Raw genomic sequence first — 22,575 nt, forward strand, 5'->3', positions numbered from 1 at the left:
GGCCGCGATGCTGGCCCATGACATGCGTGCCGCCATCGCCGACATCCTCGGCGGGCTGGCCCTCTCGGACCTCTCACGCCTCGACGCGGCCTCGCGGCTGCAACTCCAGCGCGTGCAGAGTTCCGCCGAACAGCTGGCCCGCCTCACCGACGAGACGCTGGCCCACATGACCGGCGACACCGCCGCCGGCGCCGACGCGCCGGTTTCCACGACGCTCGGCCCGTTTCTCGGGCGGATCGCGGCCCGCTGGACGGCCCATGCGGGCCAACACGGGGTCCGTTTCACGATGGACCGGGCCGAAGACCTGCCGGCCCGGATCGGCACCGACCCCGCGGCGCTGGAACGTATCCTGTCCAACCTCGTCGGCAACGCGGTGAAATACAGCCCCGACGGCGAGGTGGCCCTGCGGGTGCACATGGGGCCGCAAGAGGCGCTGTGCCTGCGCGTCAGCGACACCGGCCCCGGCTTTTCGGATGCCGCAATGGCCCGGCTTTTCGATTTCGAGGGACGTCCGCAGGACAGCGCCCGGCCCGGCAGCGGGCTGGGACTGCATATCGTGCGCGACCTCGCGCAGCGCATCCGCGGCCAGTTGCAGGTCGCGAATGCGCCCGAAGGCGGCGCCCTTGTGTCCCTGATCCTGCCGCGGCGCGCGTGGGCGCCCGGCGTCGAGACGCCCGCCGCGCTCGAGGCGCTTCCCGACCTGTCCGGGTGCCGGGCGCTTCTGGCCGAGGACAACCCCACCAACCAGCTGCTGATCCGCCAGATGCTGGAAACCCTCGCCGCGACCGTGACCGTGGTGGAGGACGGCCAGGAGGCGGCCGAGGCCTTGGACGGCGGCGGGTTCGACCTCGCGCTCATCGATATCGAGATGCCGCGGCTGTCCGGCATCGATGTCATCCGCCAGTTGCGCGCGACCGAAGCGCCGGGCACACCGATGCCCGTTCTGGCGGTGACCGCCTTCGTGCTGTCGGCCAACCGCGACCAGATCTACGCCGCCGGCGCGGACGGGATCCTGGCGAAGCCGATCCTGAGCCTGGACGCCTTCGGCGAGGCGGTCGCACGGGTGCTGCGCAAACGGCCGGGCCCCGCGCCCGACACCGCTGCCGCCGCGCCGCCCGTCGACCCGGTGCATCTCGACCGGCTCCTGGCGCTCGCCGGGCTGGAGGACGGGCGGGAACTGCTGTCGCGGATGCGGGACGATTTCACGCAGGTGTGCAAGGGGCTTGCCGAAGGCCGCGCGCGGGACGACGCCACCCTTCTGCGGGCGCGGACGCATGTGCTGATCTCGCTGGCCGGCGCGGTGGGCAACAGCGCGCTGCAGCACCAGGCCGAGGCGCTGAACGCGGCGGCGCGCGCCGACGACCGCGACGCGATCGGCCGGTCGGTCGCGCCGCTGATCGCTGGGGTGGAGGCCGTCTGCACCGCGCTGGAGCAAGAGTTTCTGGGCCGTTACGGCGAGGCGGCCGAATGAGCGCGCCGCCGATCCTCCTGGTCGAGGACACGCCCTCGCTGCAGATGGTCTACGAATCCGTCCTGCGCGGCGCGGGGCACAGCGTCGTCTCGGCCACCACGGCCACCGACGGGCTGGAGCGGTTCCAGGCGCTTCGGCCGGCGGTGGTGCTGCTCGACCTGATGCTGCCCGACCGACCCGGCCAGGCGCTGTTGCAGGACATGCTGGACATGGCGCCCGAGACGCGCGTCATCGTGATCACCGCCAACGGCTCGATCAACCGCGCGGTCGAGGCGATGCGCGCGGGCGCCTACGAGTTCCTGCTCAAGCCGTTCAACGACCAACGCTTCCTGCACGCCGTTGAAACCGCCCTGGCCGAATGCCAGCCGCCGGTGCACGAGATGACCGAACCGGATGGCGGCCCGGGCGATTTCGTCGGCAACTCGCAGGGGATGCGCGCGGTCTACGAGCGGATCGCCTCGGTCGCCCGCTCCAAGGCCACGGTGTTCATCACCGGTGAAAGCGGCACAGGCAAGGAAATCTGCGCCCAGGCGGTGCACGCCGCCTCGACCCGCGCCGACGGGCCGTTCGTGCCGCTCAACTGCGCGGCGATCCCGCGGGACCTCCTGGAATCCGAGGTGTTCGGCCATCTCAAGGGCGCCTTCACCGGCGCGCTGGCCGACAAGCCGGGGGCGGCGGCCGTGGCCGATGGCGGCACGCTGTTCCTCGACGAGATCTGCGAAATGGACGCGGCGCTTCAGTCCAAGCTGTTGCGGTTTCTCCAGACCTCTACGGTCCAGCCCATCGGCGCCCCGCATCCGCGCAAGGTCAACGTGCGCATCATCTGCGCGACCAACCGCGACCCGCTGGAGGAGGTGCGCGCCGGGCGGTTCCGCGAGGATCTCTATTACCGGCTCCATGTGGTGCCGATCCACCTGCCCCCCCTGCGCGACCGTGGCGAGGATATCGTCGAGATCGCCGAGACCGCGCTGCAGCGCTTCGCCGCCGAGGAGGGCCGCACCTTCACCGGCCTTTCCGACGAGGTCGCCGACCTCTTCCGGCACCTGCCCTGGCCGGGCAACGTGCGCCAGCTTCTGAACGTCGTGCGCCACGCGGTGGTTCTGAACGAAGGGCCCGAGGTCACGCTCAACATGTTGCCCATCGCGCTGCGGCAGGAACGCGAACGCCTGTCCGAGCCGGCCGCCGCCCCGGGCCTGCGCCTCGACGACCTCGTCGGCCGCACGCTGGCCGAGATCGAGCAGATCGTGATCGAGGAAACCATCGCGCGCGAGGGCGGGTCGCTGCCGCGCGCGGCGCGGGTGCTCGACGTCTCGCCCTCCACCCTCTACCGCAAGCGCGAGGCCTGGGGCCGGACCGACCAGGCCGGCTAGGACCGCGGCGCCGCCGGATACGGGGGCCGGCCGCGCTCAGACGAACTGCTCGCGGATCAGCCGTTCTTCCAGCCCGTGGCCCGGGTCGAACAGGATGCGATGCGCGATCGCCGGCTCCGAGGCGATCTCGACCGAGGTCACGATCCCGGCGCCGCGGCTGTCGCCCTCGGCCATCACCGGGCGCTTGTCCGCCTCCTGCACGTCGATCCTGACCCGCGCGGCCTTGGGCAACAGCGCGCCCCGCCACCGCCGTGGCCGGAACGGCGCCACCGCCGTCAGCGCCAGCACGTCGGAGCCGATCGGCAGGATCGGGCCGTGGGCGGAGTAGTTGTAGGCGGTCGAGCCGGCCGGCGTCGCCACCAGCGCCCCGTCGCAGACCAGTTCCTCGAGCCGCAGCCGGCCGTCGACGAAGATCCGCAGCTTGGCGGCCTGCGGCCCCGCGCGCAGCAGGCTGACCTCGTTGATCGCAAGCGCCTCGACCACCGACCCGTCCGGCCGGGTGGCCTGCATCCGCAGGGGGTTGATGATCTCTTCCTCGGCCGCCTCCAGCCGCTCGATCAGCCCCTCCTCGCGGTACTCGTTCATCAGAAAGCCGATCGTGCCGCAATTCATGCCGTAGACCGGCGCCGGCAATCCTTGCGTGGAATGGAGCGTCTGCAGCATGAAGCCGTCGCCGCCCAGCGCGACGATCACCTCCGCCGCCTCGGGCGCCACCTCGCCGTAGCGCGCGGTCAGCAGGTCCAGCGCCCCTTCGGCGCGGGCCGTTTCGCTGGCCAGGAAGGCGATCTTCCGTGCAGGCTTCCTCAAAGGCGCCATCCCGCCCCCTTTCGCGCGATTCCGCGTCAGTGATCGCGCGGGTCGGCCGGAAACTCAAGCCCGACGAAAGGTCTACCCCGTCCCCGAGGATTGAGGCTTTTGCGACGGGGCCAGTTCCGCTAAAACACGCTCCACGCCGCCACGGCCGCCATCAGGGAGATGCCAGCATGAACGCACCGCACCAGGACAACGGCTTTTTCACCGAAGCGCTCGCCAGCCGCGACCCAGGGATCGCCGAGGCCATCGGCCTGGAACTCGGCCGCCAGCGCGACGAGATCGAACTGATCGCGTCGGAGAACATCGTCAGCCGGGCGGTGCTCGAGGCGCAGGGCTCGGTGATGACCAACAAATATGCCGAGGGCTACCCGGGCCGGCGCTATTACGGCGGCTGCCAGTTCGTCGACATCGCCGAGAACCTGGCGATCGAACGCGCCTGCAAGCTGTTCGACGCGGGCTTCGCCAACGTCCAGCCGAACTCGGGGTCGCAGGCCAACCAGGGCGTTTTCACCGCGCTGCTGAAACCCGGCGACACGATCCTGGGCATGAGCCTGGACGCGGGCGGCCACCTGACCCACGGCGCGGCCCCCAACCAGTCGGGCAAGTGGTTCAATGCGGTGCAATACGGCGTGCGCGAGGACGATCTCCTGCCCGATTACGACCAGATCGAGGCGCTGGCGAAAGAGCACCAGCCCAAGATGATCATCGCTGGCGGCTCGGCGATCCCGCGCATCCTCGACTTCCCCCGCTTCCGCCAGATCGCCGACATGGTCGGCGCCTGGCTGCTGGTCGACATGGCCCATTTCGCGGGGCTGGTCGCGGCGGGCCTCTACCCCTCGCCCTTGCCGCACGCCCATGTCGCCACGACCACCACGCACAAGACCCTGCGCGGCCCGCGCGGCGGCATGATCCTGACCAATGACGAGGCGCTCGCCAAGAAGTTCAATTCGGCGATCTTCCCCGGCATCCAGGGCGGCCCGCTGATGCATGTGATCGCGGGCAAGGCGGTAGCCTTCGGCGAGGCGCTGGAGCCGGGCTTCAAGACCTACCAGGAACAGGTCGTCAAGAACGCCAAGGCGATGGGCGCGGCCTTGGAAGAGGGGGGCCTGAGCCTGGTCACCGGCGGCACCGACAGCCACGTCCTGCTGGTCGACCTGCGGCCCAAGGGCGTGAAGGGCAACGCCACCGAAAAGGCGCTGGGACGCGCGCATATCACCTGCAACAAGAACGGCATCCCGTTCGACACCGAGAAACCGACCATCACCAGCGGCATCCGCCTCGGCTCGCCCGCCGGTACCACGCGGGGCTTCGGCGAACAGGAATTCGCCCAGATCGGCCGCTGGATCACCGAGGTGGTCGACGGGCTCGCCGGCAATGGCGAAGAGGACAATTCCGCGGTCGAGGACAAGGTCAAGGGCGAGGTCGCCGAGCTCTGCGCGCGCTTCCCCCTCTACCCCGGCCTCTGACACGGCATCGTCGGGGGGCGTCGCCGCCGCCCCCCTTCTTCTTGGCCCAAATACTCCAAACCGGGGCCGCAGGCCCCGCCCCCGAGGTGACATGCTCGCCACGCAGGTTCAGGGCACGCCGACCGACGCCCCGCCGCTCCTGATCGCGCACGGGCTCTTCGGCTCGGCCCGGAACTGGGGCGTGATCGCCAAGCGGCTGTCCGACGGCCGCGAGGTCCTCGCCGTCGACATGCGCAACCACGGCGACAGCCCCTGGACGGACAGCCACCGCTACCCCGACCTCGCCGAAGACCTCGCCGAGGTGATCGACGCCCATGGCGGGCGGGCGGAGGTGCTGGGCCACTCGATGGGGGGCAAGGCGGCGATGGTGCTGGCGCTCACGCGGCCCGACATGGTGAGCCGGCTGGTCGTGGCCGATATCGCGCCGGTCGCCTACGGCCACAGCCAGTCGCACCTGATCGCGGCGATGCGCGCGCTCGACCTCGGCCCTGTCACCCGCCGGGGCGAGGCCGACGCGGCGCTGTCCGGCACCATCGAGGACCCGTCCACCCGCGCCTTCCTGCTGCAGTCGCTGGACCTGAAGGCCACCCCGCCGGACTGGCGGCTGAACCTCGACGTTCTGGACGCCGAGATGGCCCACATCACAGGCTGGCCCGACGACGTGACGGGGCGGTTCGACCGCCCTACCCTGTTCCTCTCGGGCGGGGCCTCGGACTATGTCCGCCCCGAGCACCGCGACCGGATCAAGGCGTTGTTTCCCAAGGCCCGCTTCGCGAAACTCCCCGGCGCCGGCCACTGGCTGCATGCCGAGAAGCCCCGCGACTTCGAGGCGGCGGTCCGCGCGTTCCTGTCCTAGTCGACCGGCTTGACCATCCGGGTCATCGTGCCGTCCTTCTTGAGGATCTGCCCGGCCAGCGCCGCGGCGACATGGGCCACGATCAGCAGGAACAGCACCACCCGCAAGACCGAGTGGACATTGCCCGCCAGCGCCGAGCCCTGGGACCACGCCACCATGCCCGAGACCGGCAACAGCACCATCAGCAGGTAGAACAGCCCGTACATCGCCCGCGCCGCCTTGACCTGCGCGGGGGAATGCGACGGGTCGGGCGCCGGCACCCCGTGCACGACGCGCAGCCCGATGCGCCAGAACGCCAGCACCAGGATCAGAAGGCCGGACCCGATATGGATCGCCACCGACGCGCCAAGCGCCTTGCTCCCGGTTTCGAGGAACTCGCCGAACGCCTGCGACATCCCGCCGTTGAACAGGAACTGGATCGCCACAAGGACCACCACCGCCCAGTGCAGGCGGATTTGCAGGCGCGAATATCCGGACACCGACATCATGAGACTCCGAAGATCAGAACGTGACATCCGACCGCCGGAGATCGCCGCCGGTCAGTAGATTGCGCGCGCCACCTGCCAGGATACCGGCATCGCGAGCACGAAGCCGATCGCGGCGGCGGTGACGATCGGAACCGTCGTGCCATAGCCCGCGACGAGCACCACGACGATCGCGATCCCCATCAGCGTAGCGGAGATCAGCACGAACAGGACTGCGGCCAGGCGAAGCATCGGGCCCTCCATCACTGGACTTGTTCCAATGACAGAAAGCCCCCGCACGCGCCGATCCCACCTTGATCTGGCGCAAGTTGCGTCAGAATGACCAGATGCGCGTCACCCGGTCGGTCATCGCCTTGGCCATGGCGGGGGGCTGGGCCACGCCCACCCCCTCGATCAGCGCGTCCGCCTCGGCGCCCTTGCCGGGCAGGTAGATCGCGCAGACCTCGGCGGTGGCGCCCTTCTTGATCGCGGCCTGCAGCAGGGCCTGCGGGCTCGCCCCCTTGGGCGGCTGGGGCGCGGTGGCGCTTTCGGGCGCGTCCTTCAGCGCCATGTCGGCGGCCGGGCCGCACAGCAGGATGCGCGTGGGCACGCCGCGGTCGATGGCCTGGTTGGTGAGCACCATGCTCATCAGCTGGGTCTGCGGGTTGGCGTCGGTCACGACGGCCACCAGCTTGCGCACGTCGTCGGCCGCGGCGGCGGTGGCGGTCAGCGCCAGCGCCACGGCCGTCGCCTTCAGTGTCTTGAGCATCGGGTCATCCCCCTTGGTCGGTTGCGATGCGACAGCCATAGGCGAAACCGGCGGCGGCATATGTGACTTGCGCACATTCCCCGCGTGGTGACGGGCCTAAAGCCGCGCCGGCCGCGCCGTGCTATGATGCGCGCGGTGAACGAAGGGGACCGCCATGATCAGCCTGGACGACATCGAGGACATGACCGACCTGACGCGCGAGGAGATCGCCGCCATCGCCGAGCACGAACACATCCCGGAGGCGGACGCGACGCTGACGGGGGAGTATCTGATGCACATCCACCACGGGCCGCAGACGGTGCAGAAGATGATCTGCGAGGATATCCGCGACGCGCTGCACGCGGATGACGTGGCCCATGCCAAGGCGCTTTACGCGGTGCTGCACCGCTTCGTCTCGGACCACCCGGAGGCGATCCGGGGGTCCGAGGGGTAGGTCAGACTTCGGGCAGGCCGGCGCGCGGGTCGGCGCGAAGTTGCACCTGCGGGTCGCGACGGGTCCAGAACGGGTCTTCGTCCTTGATCCTGCGCGAGACGACATAGGCGGCCGGCCAGGCGCCGATGGCCCCGATGCCCGCGCCGATGGCGACGGCGATCCAACTGTAGAAGCCCAGCGAGAACATAACGATCACGAGGAACCCGGTGATCACGGCCCCGGTGACGGGGGTGAGCATGATGCTCAGACGGTCCATGGAAGCCTCCCTTGGTTTGCGGCATTGCGGGAGGGTTACGTGCGGCAGTCTGTCGCGGATCAGTCGGGGGCGGTAACAGGGGCGTGAGGGGCGCTAGAGCAGCAGGGCGATCAGGCCGGCGACCGTGACCGGACCGAGGGCGGAGACGACGAGGCGCAGGGTATTCTCGCGCCGGCCCGGGGAGCCCGTGCGTTCCAGCGCCTCGCGTTTTCCGGGGTCGTTGGCGATCACCGTGAAGCGCCAGTAGGAGAAGGCGACGAAAAGGGCAAAGCCGATGAGCGCGGCGACGCCGCCCCAGAGCAGCCCGTGGAACTGCAGGACGACAAAGCCGCCCACGATCGCCGAAATCAGTGCCAGCATGGAAGCCTCCGCAACCCGTTCGCCCTCAGGTGGCCCATCCGCCGGCCCGATGCAATGGTGTGCGGGGCCTGCGACCCCCCTTCCCCACCGGATCATGCACGGAGGGCAGCGCCCGACCCGCGGGCGGGACGCGAAGCGCCCGCGTCGTGCCGGAGGCACGCCTGCGGCGTGACGGGGCGGGTCGGGCGCTGCCCGGCCTGTTGGCGGGAGCGTTCAGTAGGCAATTGAAGAAATTACCGCCAGCGTGAAGAATAACAAGAATTGTCTTCGACACTTGGAAGGCGCATAACCTGCGTCACGGACAGCACAAGGCAAAGCGACATGACTGAAAAAGGTGATATTATTCCCCCGAACCAATCCGGACCACTTGTCGACTTACGAGATCTTCCCACCGACGCGCTTCGCGCCCTTATTGATCGACTGAACAAAAAATCGCAAACAGCCACTCGGATTTTTGAGGGTGAGTATGAAATAAAAATTGAAGACTTAAAGCGACTACTTGACCAAATTCGACAGGAGTTCGCCGGATCAACGAAGCTGAATGTATCAGCATCCGCAACTATCCTTACATCGAAGAATCGAAAATTTGACTTCTCAACGTGGGAGGAATTTGAAACCTTCGACACATCTCAACCCGAAAACACCAGATCCCTTACCGTAGGACTAATTGCCGATGTCCTGCGGGGGGAAAAGAATGATTTCGAACGCTTTGAGGTAGAGGTGTCCATTCAAAACAATCCGGCACAATTTGGAATACAGATTGGTCCTCTTGGCGTTCGGCCAGTTTCCGGGTTCGAAGTTCCCCCCGCGCCAATCGTGGCGCAAGTAAAATTCCCTGATTACATCCTAGGAAAGAATATAATCTCAACAATAGAAAGCTGGGAACAAGCGTTGCCGCGTCGCGCGACAGACTTCCGAAAGCGTGTGCAAAAGAGGTCACACATGATCCGCGCGGCAACAGTGTTCTCAACAACAGCCGCCGCGCTCGCGGCCTGTTTTATCATTTATAATTTTAGGATGGAACAACTTTCTTCGGCATTCAGCCTCCCATCAATGCTTTTTTTGGGAGCCCTGGTCACATATTGCCTTCACTCGACTGGCTCATTCTTTGCATCTCAGATTGAGCGGAATATAGACAGGCAGCGCCCACACTACAACGTTATCCTCACCGCAGGAGACCAGCGGAAAGAAGAGCAGCGGAAAATAGAAAATTCAAAATACAGAATGCGCGCAATATATTTCGCCCTAGCGTCCTCCGCGCAAGTGCTAGTCAGTCTATTTGCAGAGTATCTGGCGCGAAAGTTATTCTGATTCACCCATCCATCTTCAACGCATTGATGAACGCCGCCTGCGGGATTTCCACCTTCCCGAACTGGCGCATCTTCTTCTTGCCCGCCTTCTGCTTGTCCAGCAGTTTCCGCTTCCGCGTCGCGTCGCCGCCATAGCACTTGGCGGTCACGTCCTTCCTGAGTGCGGCCAGCGTTTCGCGGGCGATCACCCGGCCGCCGATCGCCGCCTGGATCGGGATCTTGAACATGTGGCGGGGGATCAGCTCCTTGAGTTTCTCGCACATCGCCCGGCCCCGCATTTCCGCCCGGTCGCGGTGCACCATGGTCGACAGCGCGTCCACCGGCTCGTCATTGACGAGGATCTGCATCTTGACGAGGTAATCCTCTCGATAGCCGATCATCTGGTAGTCGAAGCTCGCATAGCCCTTGGTCACCGATTTCAGACGGTCGTAGAAATCGAATACGACCTCGTTAAGGGGCAGGTCGTAGACCACCATCGCGCGCGACCCGGCATAGGTCAGGTCGAGCTGTTCGCCGCGCCGGTCCTGGCAGAGTTTGAGGACGTCGCCCAGGAACTCGTCCGGCACCATGATCGTGGCCTTGATCCGCGGCTCCTCGATATGGTCGACAAGGGTCATGTCGGGCATGTCGGCGGGGTTGTGCAACTCCTTCACCGTGCCGTCCTTCATGTAGACGTTGTAGATGACCGAGGGTGCGGTGGTGATGAGGTCGATGTTCCACTCGCGCTCCAGCCGGTCGCGGATCACCTCCAGGTGCAGAAGGCCGAGGAACCCGCAGCGGAAGCCGAAGCCCAGCGCGGCAGAGGTTTCCATCTCGTAGGTGAAACTGGCGTCGTTGAGGGCGAGCTTCTCGATGGCGTCGCGCAGGTCCTCGAAGTCGTTGGAATCGACGGGGAAGAGGCCGCAGAACACCACCGGCTGCGACGGCTTGAAGCCCGGCAGCGGCGTCTCGACGCCCTTCTTCTCGGTGGTGATGGTGTCGCCGACGCGGGTGTCGCGGACCTGCTTGATCGAGGCGGTGAGAAAGCCGATCTCGCCCGGCCCCAGTTCCTTGACGTCGGTCATCGCCGGGCGGAACACGCCGATCTTGTCGACCTGGTAGGCGCCCCCCGTTTTCATCATGCGGATGCGGTCGCCCTTCTTCAGGACGCCGTCGATGATGCGGACAAGGACGACGACCCCAAGATATGGGTCGTAATAGCTGTCGACCAACAAGGCCTTGAGGGGGGCATCTCGGGTGCCCTCATGCGGGGGCGGCAGGCGGTGGACGATGGCCTCCAGCACGTCGGGGATGCCGAGGCCGGTCTTGGCGCTGATATGGATGGCGTCGGTGGCGTCGATGCCGATCACGTCCTCGATCTGCTCGGCCACGCGGTCGGGGTCGGCGGCGGGCAGGTCGATCTTGTTCAGGACCGGCACGATCTCGTGGTCGGCGTCGATGGCGGTGTAGACATTCGCCAGCGTCTGCGCCTCGACCCCTTGCGTCGCGTCGACCACCAGAAGCGAGCCCTCGACCGCGCGCATGGACCGCGAGACCTCATAGGCGAAGTCGACATGGCCGGGCGTGTCTATCAGGTTGAGAACATAGGTATTTCCGTCCTTCGCGGGGTATTCGATCCGGACCGTGTTGGCCTTGATCGTGATGCCCCGCTCGCGCTCGATATCCATGGCGTCCAGCAACTGGTCCTTCATGTCGCGTTCGGCGACGGTGCCGGTGAGCTGGATCAGCCGGTCGGCCAGGGTGGACTTGCCGTGGTCGATATGGGCCACGATCGAGAAGTTGCGGATATGTGCGAGATCGGTCATTGGGCGGATATGCGGCGGTTTGCAGGGCCGGTCAAGCGGAACCGCGGCCGGGCGCCCGGTGCGGGTTAACGGCCTTGTTTTGCGGGGCTCCGGCAATCGGACTTTCATCGGACTTCCATCGGACTTTTGTCGGACTTTTGTCGGACCCGGGGCGAGGTTGACGCACCGCACGCCGTGCAACGGGCGGCAGGCTTGATCGGGGCACGCGGCGCCGCCAAAGTGACCGCGCGACGAGGGGCGAGGGGCCGATGGTCGAGATCACGGATCGGGAGAGCGCGGAGGCGTGGCTGGAGGGCAAGCCGCGCGAGGTGAAGGTAGCCTTCGCGGCGCGCTGTGCGTTACGGGCGCTGCCGGAAATCGGCTTGGCCGATGACGCGACACTGGGCGACATTGCCTTGCCGGTTCTGCGGGCGGTGCTGACCTCGGGGGTTGCGGGCATATGTCCAACCCCCGAGGTAAGGGATGAGATCAGGTCCGCCGCCTCCGCCGCCGCCTACTCCGCCGCCGCCTACTCCGCCGCCGCCTACTCCGCCGCCTCCGCCGCCGCCTCCGCCGCCTCCGCCGCCTACTCCGCCGCCTACTCCGCCGCCTACTCCGCCGCCACCGCCGCCGCCGACTCCGCGAACGCCGCCGCCTACTCCGCCGCCTCGGAGGATGCGGCGACACTGGACGATGCCGAGGCCGAGGCGGTTTTTCGCAACCCGCTCTGGTCGACCGACCCGATGCCCGAGGGGCTGCAAGAGGGCCTCGACCGGCTGCGCGAATTCTGGGACTCAGCCCCCGGCACATGGCGCTTCTGGCGCGAGTGGTATGAGGGGATGCTGGTCGGCCGCCCGCCGGACTGGAAACTTCAGGAACGCATCGCGCTGATCCCGGATGAGGATTGGGAGAAGGGCGCGACGCATGTTGCGGGGATTATCCAGAAGTTGCGAGTCAATTGCCAGACAGAGGTCGCCCCACCGCTGATCCGCGACGAAAACGCGGGGCTTTTTCGTGTTGCCGAGGAAGACGAAGTTTCAGAGGACTCGTTGGTATTTGCAAGGCAGCGGATCAGCCTTGCGCTGGACAATGCGCTTGCTGCGCCGGGAGCGAATGGGCTTACCGAAGAATCCTATGAAACGATTACAATTCGAGCTGCAATCGAGCGGCATCCGGACAACGCAAGCCTCCTTGCCACGGCATTCTACGACGCCTGCCTGAGCCTACAGCAACGGATCGGGGATTTCTATCCCGAGGAGCCCTCGCTCACGAATTTGAAGAATGCCCTCTACGCGGCCTCGGAAGAGATTTGCGAACAGAGCGAGGAGGCGAAACAACGCTGCTATCGCCTTGCAACCCTTGCACAACCCGCTCCGGTGTCGTCGGACGTGGCGAACGACGCCCTGGCGATTGCCGAAGAGATAGCGGGAGAATTGGACTCCGAGGCGAACGAAATAGTCCGAGGGGATGCCGATGAGATTGCGCGCGGGGGCATCGTGCCGAAATGGATACGCGCGCGCTTCACAAACTACGTCACGACCATCGCGATCTGGATGGACAGGGCGAAGAAAGCCGATGGGCGGTTCTCCTGGCTCGTCAAGCGGGTGGAAGACCTGATCGACTGGTGGGGAGGCGAAGGCGGGGGCTAGCGACCGTTCAACGCGCAAAGGGCAGCGCCCGACCCTGGGTGGGTGCTGAAAGCGCCCTCCCGGGGGGAGGGTCGGGCGCTGCCCGGCCTGTCGGCCGGGCCGAGCAGTGAGGCGGGGCGGTCGTCTCTCGGCTTTGGTCGGGGGCCGTCGCGTGCTACGCTTCGCCCGACCGGAGGGAGGGGGCGATGGCGCTGACCGGATACATGAAAATCCCCGATATCGACGGCGAATCCAAAGCCGCCGATCACGAGGACGAGATCGACCTGTTCGACATCCAGTGGGAGATCGAGCAGGACCGGGCGCCGGGGATCGGCAGGCGGGCGCGCGGACGGGCCGATGCGGCCCCGGTGCTGGTGCGCAAGTATTACGACGCCTCCTCGCCCTATCTCGCCAAGGCGGTGGCGACAGGAAAGGCCTTCGACGAGATCGTCGTCACGCTGCGCAAGGACAGCGGCGACGCGCATCTCGACTATCTGACGCTGACGCTTACCGATTGCCGCGTGGTGGGCTACCGGATGACCGGCGCCGAGGCGATGCCGGTGATCGAGGAAGAAATCGAGATCGGGTATGACCGGCTGAAGATCGCCTATGTCGTGCAGGCCGAGGACCACAGCGCGGGCGATGAGCACGAGGTGGAAATCGACCCGGCGGGCGTGGTCTGAGCGATGGGCGACGTCGCGCTGGAAATCAGGGTCACGGGCCGGGTGCAGGGCGTGAGTTTCCGCGCCTGGACGCAAGATCAGGCGCGGGCGCTGGGGCTGGACGGCTGGGTGCGGAACGAGCCCGACGGCGCGGTGACGGCGCTGGTCGCGGGGCCGGAGGACAGGGTGGCGCGGCTGGTCGAGGGGCTGCACTCCGGCCCGCCGGCGGCGCGCGTGGACCGGGTGGAAACCGCGCCCGCCGGGGAGGAGGTGGCGCCGGGGTTCCGCGTGACGGGCTGAGCCCGAAGCGACGAGGGAGGGGGCCATGACGCGGCCCGGGCCGCGCGCCGATCTGGGCACGCATCAGGTGGAGAACCAGCCGGGGGCGCCGGGCGACCGTGACCTCTGGGCCGACGACCCGGCGTTGCGCGCGACCTTCGCGCGGGCGGGGGCGGAGACCGGCGCGCTGGCCGCCTATGGCCGGGCGCTGGGGCGGGAAGAGATGCGCGAGGCCGGGCGGGAGGCGAACCGGCACGTGCCGGAGCTTGTGGGTTTCGATGCCGGGGGGCGGCGGCTGGACGAGGTGCGCTATCACCCCGCCTATCACCGGTTCATGGCGCTGTCGGCGGCGGCGGGCTATCACGCGGTGGCCTGGGAGGGCGGGGCGCACGGACACCTGAGCCATGCCGCGATGGCCTATCTCGCCAGCCAGGTGGAGCCCGGCCATTGCTGCCCGCTGACCATGACCTATGCCGGGATCCCGGTGCTGCGCGGCGCGGGGCTGTGGGAGGCGTGGTCGGGGCTGATGGCGCGGGACTACGACCCGGCGCCGCGGCCGGTGGGCGAGAAGCGCGGCCTGACGCTGGGCATGGCGATGACCGAGAAGCAGGGCGGCTCGGACGTGCGGGCGAACACGACGCGGGCGGAGCGGGACGGCGAGGCCTGGCGGCTGACCGGGCACAAGTGGTTCTGTTCGGCGCCGATGTCGGACGGGTTCCTGACGCTGGCGCGGACCGACCGGGGGCTGAGCTGTTTCCTGGTGCCGCGCTGGCTGGAGGGCGGGCGGAACGGCATCCGGCTGATGCGGCTGAAGGACAAGCTGGGCAACCGGTCGAACGCCTCGGCCGAGATCGAATATGCCGGCGCGCTGGCGCATCCGGTGGGGGACGAGGGCGACGGGGTGCGGACCATCGTCGAGATGGTGCATCACACGCGGCTCGATACCGCGATCGCGCCGGCGGGGCTGATGCGTGCCGCACTCCGCGAGGCGCATCACTGGGTGACGGGGCGGACGGCGTTCCAGAAGCGGCTGATCGACCAGCCGCTGATGCGGGCGGTTCTGGCGGACCTCGCGCTGGACTGGCGGGGGAGCCTGGCGCTGGGGCTGCATGTGGCGCAAGCCTTCGACGGGGATGCGCCCGAGGACCGGGCCTTTGCCCGGATCGGGGTGGCGCTGGCGAAGTACCTGTCGAACAAGCTCTGCCCGGGGGTCGCGGTCGAGGCGATGGAGGTGCTGGGCGGCATGGGCTATGTCGAGGACACGCCCCTGCCCCTGCTTTACCGCGAGGCGCCGCTGAACGGCATCTGGGAGGGGTCGGGGAATGTCATCTGCCTCGACGCGCTGCGCACGCTGGCGCGGGTGCCGCTGGCCGCCGAGCGGCTGGCGGCGGAGCTGGACGAAGGCAAAGGGCTGGACCGGGCGTACGACGCGGCGCTGGCGGCGCATCGGGCGCAATGGCCCGGCCCGGTACCCGAGGCCGAGGCGCGCTGGTTCGTGGAACGTGCGGCGCTGTTGCTGGCCGCCTCGGTCCTGCTGCGCGAGGGTACGGGCGATGTCGCCGCGGCGTTCGTGCGGACGCGGCTTGGCGGCGCGCGCGGGCGGCTGGCGGGCGCGCTGCCCGATTGGGTGGATGCGGGCCTGTTCGAGCGGGGTTTCGCGCTGTAGCCTCACCCGGACGTGATGCGCCGCGGCTGCGCCGGCTCTGGACTTCGGTGGCCGGCTGCGCGCACCCTTCCCTTACCACACGACAGGAAAGGAGCGCCCCATGCGCCGTGCCCGCCTTCCCCTTGCCGCCCTGATGCTGGCGGCGACCGCCGCGCCCTCCCTCGCGGGCGAGGCGATCCACGTGATGAAGACCAGCGGCTGCGGCTGCTGCGTCGCCTGGATGGACCATCTGGAGGCCAACGGGTTCGCCCCGACCGGCGAGAACATGCATGGCGGGATGCTGGTGCAGGAGAAGATCGCCGCCGGGGTGCCGCCGACCATGACCTCGTGCCATACCGCGCGGGTCGACGGCTACGTGATCGAGGGCCATGTGCCGGCGGCGGATATCCAGCGGCTGTTGGCGGAGCGGCCCGACGCGGTGGGGCTGTCGGTGCCGGGGATGCCCTTCGGCTCGCCCGGCATGGGGCCCGAGACGCGGCGCGAAGCCTATGACGTGCACCTGATCCGGCCCGACGGCACGACCGAAATCTTCACCAGCTACGCGAAGGGCAAGGGCTAGCCCCCCACCCCGCCCAGGAAGCCGGTGAGGTTCGCGCCCAGCGCGTCGGTGACATAGCCGCCCTCCTGCACGATGACGAGCGGCAGGCCGGGCGCGGCGATGGCGGCGGCGATGCGGGCGAAGCCTTCGGTGGTGACCGCGAGCCCCTGGAACGGGTCGTCGACATGGGCGTCGAGGCCGAGCGCGACGACGATGACATCCGCGCCGAAGGCCCGGATGCGGGCGAGCGCGGTGTCCAGCGTGGCGAGGTAATCCTCGTCGCCGGTGCCGCGCGCCAGCGGCAGGTTGAGGTTGGCGCCCCTGCCCGGCCCCTCGCCCCGTTCCTGCGCATGGCCCCAGAAGAACGGGTAGAACCGCGCCGGGTCGGCATGGATCGAGACGGTCAGCACGTCGCCACGGGCGTAGAAGATGCCTTGCGTGCCGTTGCCGTGATGCACGTCGATATCGAGGATCGCGGGGCGCAGGCCGGCGTCGCGCAGCCGGTCCGCCGCGATGCCGGAATTGTTCAGGAAACAGAAGCCGCCCGCGAGGTCGGCGAAGGCGTGGTGGCCCGGCGGGCGCGAGAGGGCGTAGACGGCGCGTTCGCCGGAGGCCACCGCATCGGCCGCCGCGATGGCCGATTGCGCCGACCAGTAGGCAGACTCCCAGGTGTGGGCGGCGATCGGGCAGGCGGTGTCGGCCTGGTGAAAGCCCGCCTGCCCCACCGCCGAGCGCGGGTAGCCGTCGGTCCGGTTCGCCGGGTGGATGTTGGGGATCACCTCGTCGGACGCGCCCTCGATCCGCTGCCAGCGGGTGTGGATGGTTTGCAGGAAGACCAGGTATTCTGCCGTATGGAGCGCGGCGATGGGGCCGAGGCCGGTGTCGTTCGGCGCCTCGAAGACGGCGCCTGCCGCCTCGGCGCCGGCCTTCAGGATGTCGACGCGGGCGGGCACCTCGGGGCTGGGCAGGCGGGTGCCGTTGGCCATGAAATGCTGCGGGTCGTGGGCGCGCTGGCGGTCGTCGAGAAAGGCTTTCACGGGCGGGCTCCGGTCAGGGCGTCGAAGGCGTCGGGGTCGAGCGTGGCGGTGTGTTCGCGCGGATGGAAGGTGAAGCCGAGCCGGGCGTAGAAGGCGGCCGCGCCGGGGTTGTCGTCATAGACCCCGAGCTTGAGGAAGCGTGCCTGCCAGCGCGCCGCCCCGATCCGCGCGGCCTCGGCCAGCAGGCGGCGGCCGAGCCCCTGCCCCCGCGCCGGTGCGGCAAGCCAGAGGTCGGAGACGTAAAGCCCCGCCGCGCCCCGGAGCGTGGAGAAGATCGGCGAGACGAGCGCGAGGCCGGCCAGCGCGGGGCCGTGGTGGGCCAGCAGCGCGGCGGCGAAGCCTTCGTCCGGGTCGCAGGCGGCGGCCAACATCTCGGGCGTCGCAAGGTAGGGGTCGCCCAGATCGGCGGCCAGCGCCCGGAGCCCCGCGTCGAGCCGGGCCATGTCGGACGGGCAGGCCTGCCGGATTTCCATTCAGGACGCCACCTTGTCGCGGCCCTTGAGCCCCAGCATCTCGCGCGCCTCGTCGGGGGTGGCCACGGTGCGGCCCAGCCGTTCGACGATCTCGCGCACATGGGCGACCTGCTCGGCATTCGAGCGGGCGAGTTCGCCGCGCGCGATGTAGAGATTGTCCTCCAGCCCGACCCGGACATGGCCGCCCATGCCGGCCGCCATCGTCGCCATCGGCATCTGGGCGCGGCCCGCGGCGAGGACGGAGAACAGGTAATCCTCGTCGAAATAGGTGTCGGCCAGGCGCTTCATGTGGGTGAGGTTCTCGGGCAGCGGCGCCATGCCGCCGAGCACGCCGAAGACGAACTGGATGAAGATCGGCGGTTTCACCAGCCCGCGATCGACGAAGTGGCAGAGCATCGTGAGGTGGCCGCTGTCGTAGCATTCGAACTCGAACCGCGCGCCGCGCTTCTCGCCCATCTCGGTCAGGACATGGGCGATGTCGCGGGGGGTGTTCTTGAACACGAGGTCGTCGGAGCCGGTCAGGAACGGCTCTTCCCAGTCGAAGCGCCAGTCGGCGTGGCGGGCGGCCATCGGGTAGAGCGCGAAGTTCATCGTGCCCATGTTGAGCGAGCACATCTCGGGTTCCGCCCGCATCGGCCCGGCGAGCCGCTGGTCGAGCCCCATCACCGCGCTGCCCCCGGTGGAGAGGTTGAGGACCGCGTCGGTGCCCGCCGCGATGTCGGGCAGGACCCCCATGAAATGCGCGGGATCGGCCGAGGGGCGGCCGTCCTCGGGGTCGCGGGCGTGCAGGTGCAGGATCGCGGCGCCGGCCTCGGCCGCCCCGATGGATTGCGCGACGATATCCTCGGGCCGCCAGGGCAGGTGCGGCGACATCGACGGCGTGTGGATCGAGCCGGTGACGGCGCAGGTGATGAGGATTTTCGACATCAGAGCCCGTGCGCCCCGGCGAACTGGTCGAGCGTCAGGGTGAGCTTCTCCATGATCTCGTCCACATGGGTTTCGGTGGCGATCATCGGGGGGGCGACGAGGAAATGATCGCCCGAATGGCCGCCCCTTGTGCGGCGGGCATAGATGATGAGCCCGTTGGCATAGGCGGTTTCCACGAGGTCGTCATAGGCGCGGATCCCGGGCGGGAGCGGCGCCATCGTGGCGCGGTCGGACACCAGTTCGAAGGCGAGCAGCAGCCCCGCGCCGCGGACGTCGCCGATGAAGGGGTAGCGGGTCATCAGCGCTGTCAGGCGGGTCTTGAGCAGGGCGCCGATGCGGGTGGCGTTGGCGATCATGCCCCGGGCCTCGATCTCCTCCAGCACGGCGATGCCGGCGGCGCAGGCCAGCGGGTTGCCGGCATAGGTGAAACCGTGGATGAAGCCGCCCGCGTCCAGCACCGCCTCGACGATGGCGTCCTTTGCCACCACCGCGCCGAGGGGGACGTAACCGCCGCCGAACCCCTTGGACAGCGTCAGGATATCGGGCGTCACGCCCCAGAGATCGCCCGCGAAGAAAGTGCCGACGCGGCCGCCGCCCGAGATCACCTCGTCATGGATCAGGAGCACGCCGTAGCGGTCGCAGATCGCGCGGATCGCCTGCATATAGCCCGCGGGCGGGACCAGCGCGCCGGTCGACGCGCCGCCGATGGGCTCGACGATGAAGCCCAGCACCGTCTCGGGGCCTTCGGCGAGGATGCGGTCCTCCAGCATGTGGGCGTAATGCGCGCCGGTGGCCGGGTCGTCCGGGTCCAGCCCGTCGAGATAGGCGCGCGGCGCGGGGATTTTCGGCATCTGCCGCATCATCGGGTCGAAGGGCGCGGTCATCGGCGCGTAGCCGGTCAGCGCCAGCGCCCCCAGCGTCGCGCCGTGATAGGCCGGGAAGCGGGAAATCACCTTCCAGCGCTGCGCCTCGCCGCGGGCCAACGCATATTGCCGGGCAAGCTTCACCGCGCTTTCCACCGCCTCGGAGCCGCCCGAGACGAAGAAGACGCGGTTCAGTCCGTCGGGGGCCAGCGCGGCGGTCATGTGGGCCAGCCGCTCGGCCGGTTCGGTCTCGAAATGGAGGCGATAGCCGAAGGTGGCGCTTTCCATCTGGGCGCGCATCGCGGCCAGCACATGCGGGTTGGAATGGCCGATATTGCAGACCATCGCGCCCGAGGAGCCGTCGAGATAGCGCTTGCCCGAGACGTCCCAGATATAGACGCCCTCGGCGCGGTCCTGCATGGGTCGGCGGCGGCGGGACTGGTAGAAGAGCCGGGTTTCGGGCTGGGACATCAGGCCACCCAGAACGCCTTTTCCAGATCGTCGAACTCGTCCACCGGGCCTTCATACTTGTTGCGGCCGAGTTCCAGCACATAGACGTAATCGGCGATCTTCAGCGCGTGGCGGATTTCCTGGTCGACCAGCAGGATCGTCAGCCCGTCCTTGCGGGCGAGATCCGAGAGCATCTCGTAGACCTCCTCGGCCAGCATCTTGCTGAGCCCCGCGGTGGGTTCGTCCACCAAGAGCATCTTTGGCTCGGACATCAGCGTGCGGCCGATCTCGACCATGCGCTGCTGGCCGCCGGAGAGTTCCCCGGTGACCTGGCGGCGCTTTTCGCGGAGTGCGGGGAAGCGTTCGTAATTCGCCTCGATCCCGTCGCGCACGGCCTGACTGTTGCCGCGGAAGGTCCAGCCGCCGAGCTGCAGGTTCTCCTCCACCGTCATGTCCTTGAAGACGCCGGGCTGCTGCGGAATGTAGGCGAGGCCGGCGAGGATCTTCTGATGCGGGGGCAGGTGCAGGATGCTTTCGCCGTCGAGCAGGATATCGCCCTTGTTGGGTTTCAGGAACCCGAAGGCGGCCTTGAGCGCGGTGGACTTGCCCACGCCGTTGGCGCCGAGGATCGTGGTGATCTGCCCCTTGCGCGCGGTGATGTGGAGATCCGACAGGATGTTGAGGTCGCGGTAGTATCCGACCGAGAGATCTCGCATTTCCAGCACCGCAGGCAGGTCGGTCATGCCGCGTCCTCCTCGTCGGAGCCGAGATAGGCCTCGATCACGGCCGGGTCGTTCTTAACGTCCTCGGGCAGGCCGTCGGCGATCAGGTCGCCGAAATTGAGCACCAGGAGGCGCTCGGACAGCGAGAAGATCGAATCCATCTGGTGCGAGATCAGGATGATCGCCTTGCCCTCGTCCTTGACCCGCTGGATATAGGCGTAGATCACCTCCATCAGCTTGGGATGCACGCCCGCGAAGGGTTCGTCGAGCACGATCACGTCGGGGTTCAGCATCAGCAGCCGCCCCAGTTCCAGAAGCTTCTGCTGCCCGCCCGAGAGCGCGCGGGCGTATTCGTTGCGCAGATGGTCGATGGTCAGGAAGGCCAGCACCTCGTGGGCCTTTTCGGTCAGTTCCGCCTTGCCGCCCGTGTGGCCGAGCGCCAGCGCGGGGACGTAGAGGTTTTCCAGCACGGTCATCCGGCGGAACGACCGCGTCACCTGGAAGGTGCGCCCCAACCCCGCGCGCGCCACCTGGAACGGGGCCATCTGGTCGATGCGGTGCTCGTTGAGGTAGACCGTGCCGCTGGAGGGCTTGATCGCGCCGTCGAGCACGTTGGTCAGCGTGGTCTTGCCCGCGCCGTTGGGGCCGATCAGGCCGATGAGTTCCGGGCCGTTGATCTCGAAATTCACGCCCTTCAGCACATGGTTGCCGCCGAAATATTTCTGCAGGTTGCGGACCTGGAGATGGATCATCGGGGCGCCTCCGCACGGGTGGGGCCGGCGCCCGACTCGGTCGCCGCGGCGCGTTTGGCCACGGTTTCCTCGGCGACGCCGGCGCGCTTGAACCGCTCGATCAGGGGCGCGATGAGGCCGTTGCGGAAGAACCTCAGCGTCACCATCAGCAGGAGCCCGAAGAAGACCAGCCGCCAGACCGTCATGTCGACCTCCACCCCGCCGATGGAGAAGCTGGTGCGCATGGTTTCCAGCATCACCTGCAGGAAGATCGCGCCGATCGCGGCGGCCACGAAGTTCTCGATGCCGCCGATCACCGCCATCGCGACGACGAGGCTCATCTGCAGCAGGAACAGCATGTTGGGCGTGATGATCTGGACGTAATGCGCCTGCACCGCGCCCGCGGCGGCCGCCATCGCGGTGGTGATGGTGAAGACGTAGACCTTGTACCGGGTGGTGTTCACGCCGAGCGCCGCGGCGGCGTCCTGATCCTCGCGGAGCGCCCGGACGAAGAGGCCGAAGCGCGAATGGGCGAGCCAGGCGAGGATCGCGAGGCAGAGGAGCAGCAGGCCGAACATCGCGTAATAGGGCGGGATCTTGTCGGTGCGGTCATAGGTGGTGCCGAGGATCGTCACGCCGTTCTCGAAAAGCGCGGGCAGTTCGAGCCCCGCCTGCCCGCGGGTGATGTCGATCTCGGCCGAGATGATCGCCTTGACGATTTCGGAAAAGCCCAGCGTGAAGAGCGCGAGATAGGCCGCCCGCAGGCGCAGCACCAGAAGCCCGACCAGAAGCCCCGCGAGCCCGCCCGCAACGGTGCCCAGCACGATGCCGAGCAGCACCGGCATCGGGGTGACGCTGACGCTGCCCTGCCAGCCCTCCATCGCCTGGCGCAGGCAGTCCTGGGTCAGCGTGGTCGAGGTCACCCCGATCGGGTTCACGATGACGAACCAGTTGCCGAAGAGGGCGAACTCGCGGCAGAGACCGGTGGGTTCGGAGGTGATGTAGAAATAGTGACAGAAGAGCGCCGTCGTATAGGCGCCGATCCCCATGAAGCCCATGTGGCCGAAGGAGAACTGCCCGGCATAGCCCGCCAGCATCGACCAGCTCGACGCGAGGATCGCGTAGAAGAAGGCGGTGATGAGGATATGCATGACATAGTCGTAGTTCGCGCCCGAATAGACGAAGGGAAAGGCCGCGAAGAAGATCAGGGCCAGGGCGCCGGCGATGTTCGGAATCTGCTTTTTCAT

At 68.0% G+C, this 22,575-nt stretch carries 25 protein-coding genes; 11 read left to right on the plus strand and 14 right to left on the minus strand.

Annotation, left to right across the window (positions count from 1 at the left end; all coding sequences use genetic code 11):
• Nucleotides 1–22: 22 nt before the first annotated feature.
• Together BUR28_RS10850 and BUR28_RS10855 are read left to right on the plus strand one after the other, a co-directional pair.
• The gene (locus BUR28_RS10850; protein WP_175566937.1) at nucleotides 23–1,471 is read left to right on the plus strand and encodes an ATP-binding protein; all 1,449 of its coding nucleotides are present in this window, start codon (nucleotides 23–25) and stop codon (nucleotides 1,469–1,471) included.
• Nucleotides 1,468–2,841, plus strand: a complete 1,374-nt coding sequence (locus BUR28_RS10855) for a sigma-54-dependent transcriptional regulator (RefSeq protein ID WP_074220135.1) — start codon at nucleotides 1,468–1,470, stop codon at nucleotides 2,839–2,841. Before BUR28_RS10850 ends, BUR28_RS10855 begins: the two co-directional genes overlap by 4 nt.
• 36 nt (nucleotides 2,842–2,877) lie before the next feature.
• On the opposite strand, the gene BUR28_RS10860 is transcribed toward BUR28_RS10855, so the two are convergent.
• A complete protein-coding gene (locus BUR28_RS10860) occupies nucleotides 2,878–3,657 on the minus strand; it encodes an NAD kinase (protein ID WP_074220136.1) in 780 nt (259 codons plus the stop codon).
• Between the two features lie 167 nt (nucleotides 3,658–3,824).
• On the opposite strand from BUR28_RS10860, the gene glyA reads away from it, so the two are divergent.
• Complete coding sequence (gene glyA, locus BUR28_RS10865; protein WP_074220137.1) at nucleotides 3,825–5,120, plus strand: serine hydroxymethyltransferase; 1,296 nt, start codon at nucleotides 3,825–3,827, stop codon at nucleotides 5,118–5,120.
• A 91-nt stretch (nucleotides 5,121–5,211) separates the two neighbouring features.
• On the plus strand, nucleotides 5,212–5,976 hold the full coding sequence (locus BUR28_RS10870) for an alpha/beta fold hydrolase (protein WP_074220138.1): 765 nt from the start codon (nucleotides 5,212–5,214) through the stop codon (nucleotides 5,974–5,976).
• Here BUR28_RS10870 and BUR28_RS10875 read toward each other — a convergent pair.
• The 3 genes from BUR28_RS10875 to BUR28_RS10885 all read right to left on the minus strand — a co-directional run bounded on the left by BUR28_RS10875 (nucleotide 5,973) and on the right by BUR28_RS10885 (nucleotide 7,209).
• On the minus strand, nucleotides 5,973–6,461 hold the full coding sequence (locus BUR28_RS10875; protein WP_175566938.1) for a cytochrome b: 489 nt from the start codon (nucleotides 6,459–6,461) through the stop codon (nucleotides 5,973–5,975). The two genes, BUR28_RS10870 and BUR28_RS10875, sit on opposite strands and share 4 nt — an antisense overlap.
• A 54-nt stretch (nucleotides 6,462–6,515) precedes the next feature.
• A complete protein-coding gene (locus BUR28_RS10880; protein WP_074221611.1) occupies nucleotides 6,516–6,692 on the minus strand; it encodes a CTP synthetase in 177 nt (58 codons plus the stop codon).
• A gap of 82 nt (nucleotides 6,693–6,774) precedes the next feature.
• Nucleotides 6,775–7,209, minus strand: a complete 435-nt coding sequence (locus tag BUR28_RS10885) for a DsrE family protein (RefSeq protein WP_074220140.1) — start codon at nucleotides 7,207–7,209, stop codon at nucleotides 6,775–6,777.
• A 154-nt stretch (nucleotides 7,210–7,363) separates the two neighbouring features.
• Between BUR28_RS10885 and BUR28_RS10890 the strand changes: the two genes are divergently transcribed.
• Entirely contained in the window at nucleotides 7,364–7,642 is a 279-nt protein-coding gene (locus BUR28_RS10890) for a hypothetical protein (protein WP_074220141.1), read from the plus strand.
• 1 nt (nucleotide 7,643) lies between these two features.
• Here BUR28_RS10890 and BUR28_RS10895 read toward each other — a convergent pair whose 3' ends face one another.
• Nucleotides 7,644–7,898, minus strand: coding sequence for a hypothetical protein (locus BUR28_RS10895; protein ID WP_074220142.1), 255 nt, complete (start codon nucleotides 7,896–7,898; stop codon nucleotides 7,644–7,646).
• Between the two features lie 93 nt (nucleotides 7,899–7,991).
• On the minus strand, nucleotides 7,992–8,258 hold the full coding sequence (locus BUR28_RS10900) for a hypothetical protein (protein WP_074220143.1): 267 nt from the start codon (nucleotides 8,256–8,258) through the stop codon (nucleotides 7,992–7,994).
• Nucleotides 8,259–8,579: 321 nt separating this feature from the next.
• On the opposite strand from BUR28_RS10900, the gene BUR28_RS19490 reads away from it, so the two are divergent.
• On the plus strand, nucleotides 8,580–9,569 hold the full coding sequence (locus BUR28_RS19490) for a hypothetical protein (protein WP_139307556.1): 990 nt from the start codon (nucleotides 8,580–8,582) through the stop codon (nucleotides 9,567–9,569).
• Nucleotide 9,570: 1 nt separating this feature from the next.
• Here BUR28_RS19490 and lepA read toward each other — a convergent pair whose 3' ends face one another.
• Nucleotides 9,571–11,373, minus strand: coding sequence for a translation elongation factor 4 (gene lepA, locus BUR28_RS10905; protein WP_074220144.1), 1,803 nt, complete (start codon nucleotides 11,371–11,373; stop codon nucleotides 9,571–9,573).
• Nucleotides 11,374–11,621: 248 nt separating this feature from the next.
• Between lepA and BUR28_RS20100 the strand changes: the two genes are divergently transcribed.
• From BUR28_RS20100 to BUR28_RS10935, 5 genes are all read left to right on the plus strand, one after another.
• A complete protein-coding gene (locus BUR28_RS20100; RefSeq protein ID WP_083626606.1) occupies nucleotides 11,622–13,001 on the plus strand; it encodes a hypothetical protein in 1,380 nt (459 codons plus the stop codon).
• Nucleotides 13,002–13,186: 185 nt separating this feature from the next.
• Complete coding sequence (locus BUR28_RS10920) at nucleotides 13,187–13,663, plus strand: Hcp family type VI secretion system effector (RefSeq protein ID WP_074220146.1); 477 nt, start codon at nucleotides 13,187–13,189, stop codon at nucleotides 13,661–13,663.
• Nucleotides 13,664–13,666: 3 nt separating this feature from the next.
• Nucleotides 13,667–13,942, plus strand: a complete 276-nt coding sequence (locus tag BUR28_RS10925; RefSeq protein ID WP_074220147.1) for an acylphosphatase — start codon at nucleotides 13,667–13,669, stop codon at nucleotides 13,940–13,942.
• A 25-nt stretch (nucleotides 13,943–13,967) separates the two neighbouring features.
• The gene (locus BUR28_RS10930) at nucleotides 13,968–15,587 is read left to right on the plus strand and encodes an acyl-CoA dehydrogenase family protein (protein WP_074220148.1); all 1,620 of its coding nucleotides are present in this window, start codon (nucleotides 13,968–13,970) and stop codon (nucleotides 15,585–15,587) included.
• Nucleotides 15,588–15,687: 100 nt separating this feature from the next.
• A complete protein-coding gene (locus tag BUR28_RS10935) occupies nucleotides 15,688–16,146 on the plus strand; it encodes a DUF411 domain-containing protein (RefSeq protein ID WP_074220149.1) in 459 nt (152 codons plus the stop codon).
• Here BUR28_RS10935 and BUR28_RS10940 read toward each other — a convergent pair.
• From BUR28_RS10940 to BUR28_RS10970, 7 genes are read right to left on the minus strand one after another with little or no spacing between them, the layout of a single operon-like run.
• Entirely contained in the window at nucleotides 16,143–17,162 is a 1,020-nt protein-coding gene (locus BUR28_RS10940) for a histone deacetylase family protein (protein ID WP_074220150.1), read from the minus strand. The two genes, BUR28_RS10935 and BUR28_RS10940, sit on opposite strands and share 4 nt — an antisense overlap.
• Nucleotides 17,159–17,635: a GNAT family N-acetyltransferase gene (locus BUR28_RS10945; protein WP_074220151.1), complete on the minus strand. Its 477-nt coding sequence runs from the start codon at nucleotides 17,633–17,635 to the stop codon at nucleotides 17,159–17,161. The genes BUR28_RS10940 and BUR28_RS10945 overlap by 4 nt, the downstream gene beginning before the upstream one ends.
• The gene (locus BUR28_RS10950; protein ID WP_074220152.1) at nucleotides 17,636–18,562 is read right to left on the minus strand and encodes a 3,5-dioxohexanoate:acetyl-CoA acetone transferase; all 927 of its coding nucleotides are present in this window, start codon (nucleotides 18,560–18,562) and stop codon (nucleotides 17,636–17,638) included.
• Nucleotides 18,562–19,896, minus strand: coding sequence for an aminotransferase family protein (locus BUR28_RS10955; RefSeq protein ID WP_074220153.1), 1,335 nt, complete (start codon nucleotides 19,894–19,896; stop codon nucleotides 18,562–18,564). Before BUR28_RS10955 ends, BUR28_RS10950 begins: the two co-directional genes overlap by 1 nt.
• Entirely contained in the window at nucleotides 19,896–20,618 is a 723-nt protein-coding gene (locus BUR28_RS10960; protein WP_074220154.1) for an ABC transporter ATP-binding protein, read from the minus strand. Before BUR28_RS10960 ends, BUR28_RS10955 begins: the two co-directional genes overlap by 1 nt.
• The gene (locus BUR28_RS10965) at nucleotides 20,615–21,349 is read right to left on the minus strand and encodes an ABC transporter ATP-binding protein (protein WP_074220155.1); all 735 of its coding nucleotides are present in this window, start codon (nucleotides 21,347–21,349) and stop codon (nucleotides 20,615–20,617) included. Before BUR28_RS10965 ends, BUR28_RS10960 begins: the two co-directional genes overlap by 4 nt.
• On the minus strand, nucleotides 21,346–22,575 hold the full coding sequence (locus tag BUR28_RS10970) for a branched-chain amino acid ABC transporter permease (protein WP_074220156.1): 1,230 nt from the start codon (nucleotides 22,573–22,575) through the stop codon (nucleotides 21,346–21,348). Before BUR28_RS10970 ends, BUR28_RS10965 begins: the two co-directional genes overlap by 4 nt.

The organism is Rhodovulum sp. ES.010, assembly GCF_900142935.1.
Taxonomy (GTDB): Bacteria; Pseudomonadota; Alphaproteobacteria; order Rhodobacterales; family Rhodobacteraceae; genus Rhodovulum.